Source organism: Arthrobacter sp. Dra40, assembly GCF_059091905.1.
Genome location: NZ_JBNHHB010000338.1, coordinates 1 through 3,909 on the forward strand (window position 1 = coordinate 1; position 3,909 = coordinate 3,909).

The 3,909-nt window shown below is 64.5% G+C and carries 4 protein-coding genes and 1 tRNA gene; 1 reads left to right on the forward strand and 4 read right to left on the reverse strand.

Annotated features, from left to right (window positions below):
* Positions 1 to 33: 33 nt before the first annotated feature.
* The 3 genes from AC5RWT_RS35260 to bcp all read right to left on the reverse strand — a co-directional run bounded on the left by AC5RWT_RS35260 (position 34) and on the right by bcp (position 2,651).
* Complete coding sequence (locus AC5RWT_RS35260; RefSeq protein WP_494084280.1) at positions 34 to 1,728, reverse strand: ABC transporter substrate-binding protein; 1,695 nt, start codon at positions 1,726 to 1,728, stop codon at positions 34 to 36.
* Between the two features lie 283 nt (positions 1,729 to 2,011).
* A tRNA-Leu gene (locus AC5RWT_RS35265) sits at positions 2,012 to 2,093 on the reverse strand.
* An 84-nt stretch (positions 2,094 to 2,177) separates the two neighbouring features.
* Positions 2,178 to 2,651 (reverse strand): thioredoxin-dependent thiol peroxidase, encoded by a 474-nt coding sequence (gene bcp / locus AC5RWT_RS35270; protein ID WP_493968036.1) that lies wholly within the window; start codon positions 2,649 to 2,651, stop codon positions 2,178 to 2,180.
* 89 nt (positions 2,652 to 2,740) lie between these two features.
* Between bcp and AC5RWT_RS35275 the strand changes: the two genes are divergently transcribed.
* Positions 2,741 to 3,223, forward strand: coding sequence for a MarR family winged helix-turn-helix transcriptional regulator (locus tag AC5RWT_RS35275; protein WP_494084281.1), 483 nt, complete (start codon positions 2,741 to 2,743; stop codon positions 3,221 to 3,223).
* Here AC5RWT_RS35275 and AC5RWT_RS35280 read toward each other — a convergent pair.
* Positions 3,205 to 3,909 (reverse strand): NAD(P)H-dependent flavin oxidoreductase (locus tag AC5RWT_RS35280; protein WP_494084282.1); only part of this gene is annotated, 705 nt, incomplete at its 5' end. The genes AC5RWT_RS35275 and AC5RWT_RS35280 overlap by 19 nt on opposite strands.

Sequence of the window (3,909 nt, forward strand, 5' to 3'; positions counted from 1 at the left end):
ACCCGCCTCAGGGCGGGTCCCGGCCGGGGACGGCTACTCCGTGAGCTTGACCATGTTGAACACTTCGTCATTCACCGGGCTGGCCGGGTAGGACTCGACCCGCGGGGCGAAGGCGAGCGACGGCGCCGGGTGCGCCAGCGGGATTGCCGGAAGGAGCTGAGCGATGTCCTCGTTGATCTCCTCGTACAGCGGCGTCGCTTGTTCGACCGTGCCCGTGGCGCGGGCCTTGGACAGCTTGCCGAACAGTTCCTGGTTCTTGAAGCCGAACTCCGGCTTCTCCTGGCCGAAGAAAACCCCGACGAAGTTGTCCGTGTCGTTGTAGTCGCCGGTCCAGCCCAGGAGGTGGATGCCGTGGTCATCGCTGGCCTGGATCCGGTCCAAGTAGTCAGGCGACCACTTGTCCGGCTGCGCCTTGATGGTGATCCCCACGTCCTCCAGCTGGGCGCTGATGTTGGTAAACGCCTGTTCCGGCGTCGGCATGTACGGCCGGGAGACGCCCGTGGGGTAGTTGAACATCAGCTCCAGGCCGTCGCCGTAACCGGCTTCTTTGAGCAGCTCTTTGGCCTTCTCCGGGTTGTACTCGTAGGTGGTCACGTCCGGGTTGTAGCCGTTGACGGTATCCGGGACGAACTGCGTGGCAACCTTGGTGCCCTCGGGCAGCGTCTGGTTGACCAGCGCTTCCTTGTCGATGGCATAGGCCAGCGCCTGGCGGACCTTGAGGTCCTTCAGCGCCTCCACTTTCTGGTTCATGCCCAGATACAGGATGGTGAACGGATCACGCGCAACGACGTTGAAGCCTGCATCGGCCAAGGCCTGCGTGTCCGCCGGTGCCACCAGATCGTAGCCGTCGACGTCTCCGGCCTCGAGCGCTTGCCGGCGGGCATTGGGGTCGTCGATGACCCTGAAGATGATCTTCTGCACCTGGCCCTGCTCACCCCAGTAGCCGTCGAAGGCCGAGAGCTGCACGGACTCGCCGACGGACCAGCTGTCGAACTTGAACGGGCCGGTGCCAACCGGATGGCCCATGGCGTATTCGCTCAGCTCCGGGGCTTCTGCGGAGCCGCCGACCTCCTCGGCGTTAAACTTCTTCAGTGCGGTTGGGCTCTGCATCGCGAAGGCCGGGAGGGACAGCGCCGGGATGAAGCCGGCAAATGGTTCGGTCAGGTTGACCTTCACTTCGGTGTCGCTGACGGCCTCGCAGGACTTGTACACGGCGGTCTTGGGCGAGTCCGAGTACCCGCGGAACAGGGAGCCGTAGTAGTAACTCATCGCCTGGGATTGCTGGATCCCCTTGAAGTTGTACCAGCGGTCGAAGTTGAAGCACACCGCCTCGGCGTTGAAGTCGGTATTGTCGTGGAACTTGACGCCATCCTTCAGCTGGAATGTGTAGGAGAGGCCGCCGTCGGAAGCTTCCCAGGATTCGGCCAGCGAGGGGGCCGGGTCGGGCGTGCCAGGCTTGACGCCCACCAGACCTTCGAAGATCTGGCGGCTGACACGGAAGGTCTCGCCATCGCTGGCGAAAGCCGGATCCAACGATTTCGGATCCGAGGACGCAGCGAAAACGAACGTCGAATTGACGGCTCCTTCGCTTGCCGTGCCTCCGCTGTTACCGCGCTCGCTCGCGGCGCAGCCGGACAGGATGAGTGCACCGGCGGCAAGGCCGGCAATAACCGCTGCTCTGCGCCGGCCTCGGCGCGGGCCCCCGGAAGTGGTGCCAGTGAATGACATGGACTGCTCCTCGTTGATGTGAGGTGGGGCGCCGACCGTGTGTGCGGCGACCGGCAAAGCCGCGCGATGGCACAGCTTCGCTTGATGAGAGCTTAGTCACAGGACAGATCGAAAGCATGGGTTTCAGGTTCGGCGGTTTGCTAAAAACATCACAATTTGGTGACAGGCCCGGCGGGCATCCGGCACGACGGCTGTGCGTTGCTCCCTGCGCGGCCGTCCGGTAAGGGGGCGCGGGCATGAAAAAGCCCCGCAGCGGCTGAGGCTGCGGGGCTCTTGGCAAAGGTGCGCAAGGCGGGACTTGAACCCGCACGTCCGAAGACACTGGAACCTAAATCCAGCGCGTCTACCAATTCCGCCACTCGCGCATCGTTCCGGGGGCTCCCGGAACAGCAATCAGTCTACCGGCATGGAGGCGGGCCTCTTGCAGTGTGGTGATGTGGACAAGGGACCTAATTGTCCAGGCCCAGGTCGCGGCGCAGCTTGGCTACGTGCCCCGTGGCGCGGACGTTGTACTGCGCCGCTGCGACCTTGCCCTCCGGATCCACCACGACCGTGGAGCGGATCAGGCCCTCGTAGACCTTTCCGTAGTTCTTCTTTTCGCCCCAGGCGGCATACGCCTCAGCCACGGCGTGATCCTCGTCGGAAAGCAGCGGGAAGTTCAGCTCTTCCTTTTCGGCGAACTTCACCAGCTTCGGCAACGGATCGGGGGAGACGCCCAGCACCTCGTATCCGGCGCTCTTCAGGGATGCCAGATTGTCCCGGAAGTCGCAGGCCTGCTTCGTGCAGCCGGGCGTCGAGGCTGCGGGATAGAAGTACACCACAACATTTTGGCCACGATAATCGGTCAACGAGACGGTGTTGCCGGCGGAGTCCGACAGGGTGAATTCCGGTGCAGTGTCGCCGGGGGACAGCCGTTCGGCCATGGACAGCTCCTTGTTGATTTGGGGTTCCGGCACCAGCATATCCATGTCCGCCCTGCGCGGGCCCGGAGCTCGTACGTATACTTGTGGGCATGCCGGATCTGAAAAATTGGCCGATGCCACGGTTGCTCTCCACCGCCGCGCGGTTGGTCGAGCACGAATGGAACGACAAATTGGCCGGTCTCGGCCTCACGCACGCCGGTGTCATCGCCCTGGAAGTGCTGGCCGCCGAGGGGGAAATGACCCAAGCCCAGCTGGCCAACCGAGTTCGAGTTCAGGCGCAGACCATGGGCAAGACCCTGGGCCGCCTGGAAGTCCATGGGCACATCATCCGGGCCCGCAGCGATGTTGACCGTCGCCGGCAGATCGTCCAGATCACTGACGAAGGCAAACAGGCGCTCAAACAGGCTGCCGAACTGGAGCGGCTGCTCAGCAGCGGCGACGGCGACCAGATGGATGAACTCAAGGACCGGCTGACGGTCATCATCCGCCGGTTGGGAAACAGCCGCTTTGGCATCGGTGCGGTGGAAGCCATTGAGATTGCCGAGATCGACAGTTACGAGGACGGCGACTGAGCCGTCCAGCGGGACGCGGCCGACTTGAGGTGGCTGCGGAAACCCGCCAGGTCGGCCATCACCTCCGCGGCTGATTCCTGTCCGCGCGTGATCCCCGCAGACTGCCCGGCATAGACCGGCGCCGTGGTTGTATCGGCTGTCCGCCGTGCAGCTGCGAGTGCCTCCGTGACCCCTGAAGAAGCGGCAACCTCCTCCTGCAATCGCTGCAGATCGTCAGCCCACCGGTCGCTGAATCGGTTCCGCAACGCCCGGCCGCCGAATTCCGGCGGCCACGCGATGTGTTGGGCGATGTCGAAGGCGCGGGTATAGACGGTGTCATCGGTGCTCGCTCCGGCGATGGCTTCCTTGAACTTGGCATGGCTGAGGGATTCAGTGCAGGCAGCGAAGCGCGTGCCAACCCAGGCGCCCTGGGCACCCGCTCCCAGCGCGGCCGCCACCCCGCGCGCGGTGGCAATTCCGCCCGCAGCCAGCACCGGTTTGTCCGTTGCGTCCAGTGCCAGCTGCAGCAGCGGCAAGGTCGCCACCTCGTTCCGGCCGTGCCCGCCGCCTTCGCTTCCCCGCACCACGACGACGTCGATGTCGGCGGCCAGCGCTCGCTGCAGGTCTGCTGTGTTCCCTACCTGCATCGCCACCAGGGCACCGGCGTCGCGGACCATCGACGCGGCCGCACCGGGATCTCCGAAACT

Bases quoted from the DNA above. Each gene is read 5' to 3' on its own strand.
- AC5RWT_RS35260 (WP_494084280.1), bottom strand. From the start codon at position 1,728: ATGTCATTCACTGGCACCACTTCCGGGGGCCCGCGCCGAGGCCGGCGC.
- bcp (WP_493968036.1), bottom strand. From the start codon at position 2,651: ATGGCCGAACGGCTGTCCCCCGGCGACACTGCACCGGAATTCACCCTG.
- AC5RWT_RS35275 (WP_494084281.1), top strand. From the start codon at position 2,741: ATGCCGGATCTGAAAAATTGGCCGATGCCACGGTTGCTCTCCACCGCC.